Raw genomic sequence first — 2,257 nt, 5'->3', positions numbered from 1 at the left:
CCACGGAACTGGGCTGGAAGGCCCGCCACGGCATCGACGCCATGATCACCTCGGCGTGGGCCGGCCGGCAGCACACGCACCCGCCGACGGCGGCCCGCCCCTGATGCCGACCCGCACCGAACGCGCCCTGGGCGCCGTCGTCGGCTCCGCCGTGGGCGACGCCCTGGGCGCCCCCTTCGAGTTCGGCCCCGAGGGCGCCTTCTCGGCCCGCTTCCCCACGCCGGGGGCCGGTGGCGAGATGTGCGGGGGCGGCGGCTGGGACCCGGGCGAGGCGACGGACGACACGCAGATGGCGGTGCTGGTCGCCGAATCGCTGCTGGAGCGCGGCGGCCTCGACCTCCCCGACGTCTTCCACCGCTTCCGGCGGTGGGCCGCCGCCGACCCGAAGGACATCGGCCTCCAGACGGAGGCCGTGCTGACCGGCGGCGACCCGTGGGACCTGGCCGCCGCGCTGCACTTCCAGACCAGCCAGCGGGCGGCGGGGAACGGCGCGTTGATGCGGGCGGCCCCCTCCGCCGTGTACTTCGCGCCCCTGGGCCGCACCGCCACCATGGACGCCGCCCGCCGCCTGTCCGCCCTCACCCACGGCGACCGGGCGGCCTGGGAGGGCACGGCCGTCCTCCACGAACTGATCCGCGTGGCCCTGACCGGCGCCGACCCGGTGGCCGCCGTACCCGACACCCTGCACGCGCTCCACCCGGACCACCACGACCGCTACGCGACCGTCCTCGCCCCCGACTGGCACCCGGACCGGGCCACGGAGTTCAACGGCGCGGTCTGGCCCTGCCTGGCCTCCGCCGTCTGGGCCCTGCGGACGACAACCGGCTACGAGGACGCCGTACGCGCGGCGATCGACCTGGGAGGCGACACGGACACGGTGGCGGCGGTGACCGGCGGCCTGGCGGGGGCGGTGTACGGCGTCGACGCCGTGCCGGCGCGCTGGACCGAACCGCTGCACGTGCCCCTGCCGGGCTTCGCCGGGCGGGTCCTGTCCGCGACGGACCTGGCCGGTCTCACCCGGCGGTTGTGCGGCTGAGCCTCCGCCGGGGAAGCCGGCCGTGACCTCACCGGACGGGCCGGGCGCGGGGCGCGGGGCCCCGCACGTGATCGTGTGCCGCTGAGCAGCGGCCTGGGCCCCGCGGGAAGGGCCGGGCACCGCCCAGGCCGTCACCTGGGCGGTCCCCCTCACAGCGCCTTCAGCGCCTCCGCCGTCGCCCGGGTCAGCGCCTCCAGGTAGCCCTTCGGCAGCTTCGGGCTGCGGATGACCACCGAGCGCCAGTACAGGGGGCCCGAGATCAGGTCGAGGGCCAGGGCGTGGTCGGCGCCGGGGCGGAGGTCGCCGCGCTCCTGTGCCGCCGTGACGATGCCCTTGGCGACCCCGTCCTGACCCTCGCGCAGCGCCTTCTGCAGGGCCTCGGCGATGTCCGGGTTGCGGGCGGCCTCGGCCTGGAGGTCGGGGAGGATCTGCGAGGCGACGGGGTGGCGCAGGGCGCGGGAGGTGACCTCGTACAGCAGGCGCAGGTCGCCCTCCAGGGAGCCGGTGTCCGGCGCGGGCAGGCCCTGGACGGCGATCGCGGAGACGAGGTCGAGGACGAGGTGCAGTTTGGAGCGCCAGCGGCGGTACACCGCGGTCTTGCCGACGCCCGCGCGGCGCGCGATCCCCTCGATCGACATCCGCGCGTAGCCGGCCGCGGCCAGTTCCTCGAAGACGGCCGCCCGGATCGCCTCCGTCACGTCCTGGCGCAGTACGGCGGCCCCGGCGGGGGCCCTGCGGCGCGGACGCGGCTGGGTCTCGTCGGCGTTCGTCGTCATGCGGACAGCATAGGCCGCCACCGTCACGACGAAACGGTTGCGTTCCGACGTTCTTTCGACTTACGCTCCCGTTGCGACGGTACGGTCCCGTTCCGACGTACGACCGGCCCGTCGCCACCCCCTCTCTCTAGCGAAAGCGCCGGATGTGAGTCAGGTCCTCCACACACCGCCCCCCACACCGGGCGCCCCGGTACCCGCCGAGGGCGACCTCGCGGCCCTCGCCGCCCGGCACGGCCTCACGGTCAGCGGCGCCCGGCCGTCCCTGCGCGAGTACGTCCGTCAGCTCTGGGACCGGCGGCACTTCATCCTCGCCTTCTCCCGGGCGAAGCTGACCGCCCAGTACAGCCAGGCCAAGCTCGGCCAGCTCTGGCAGGTGGCCACCCCGCTGCTGAACGCGGCCGTGTACTTCTTCATCTTCGGCCTGCTGCTGGGCGCCAACCGGGGT

Annotated in this window: 2 protein-coding genes and 1 pseudogene; 2 read left to right on the top strand and 1 reads right to left on the bottom strand. The window is 75.5% G+C overall.

Annotated elements, in window-relative coordinates:
- Positions 1–103 precede the first annotated feature (103 nt).
- A complete protein-coding gene (locus tag B7767_RS33295) occupies positions 104–1,036 on the top strand; it encodes an ADP-ribosylglycohydrolase family protein (protein WP_085575361.1) in 933 nt (310 codons plus the stop codon).
- A 149-nt stretch (positions 1,037–1,185) separates the two neighbouring features.
- Here B7767_RS33295 and B7767_RS33290 read toward each other — a convergent pair whose 3' ends face one another.
- Positions 1,186–1,812, bottom strand: coding sequence for a TetR/AcrR family transcriptional regulator (locus B7767_RS33290; protein WP_085575360.1), 627 nt, complete (start codon positions 1,810–1,812; stop codon positions 1,186–1,188).
- A gap of 145 nt (positions 1,813–1,957) precedes the next feature.
- On the opposite strand from B7767_RS33290, the pseudogene B7767_RS33285 reads away from it, so the two are divergent.
- Positions 1,958–2,257: pseudogene (locus B7767_RS33285) on the top strand (ABC transporter permease); the annotation flags it as partial.

The organism is Streptomyces sp. 13-12-16, assembly GCF_002114215.1.
Taxonomy (GTDB): domain Bacteria; phylum Actinomycetota; class Actinomycetes; order Streptomycetales; family Streptomycetaceae; genus Streptomyces.
This window is presented reverse-complemented; position numbering and strand designations above follow the sequence as displayed.

Excerpts from the sequence above, each read along its gene's own strand:
- B7767_RS33290 (WP_085575360.1), bottom strand. The coding sequence starts at position 1,812 with ATGACGACGAACGCCGACGAGACCCAGCCGCGTCCGCGCCGCAGGGCC.
- B7767_RS33295 (WP_085575361.1), top strand. The coding sequence starts at position 104 with ATGCCGACCCGCACCGAACGCGCCCTGGGCGCCGTCGTCGGCTCCGCC.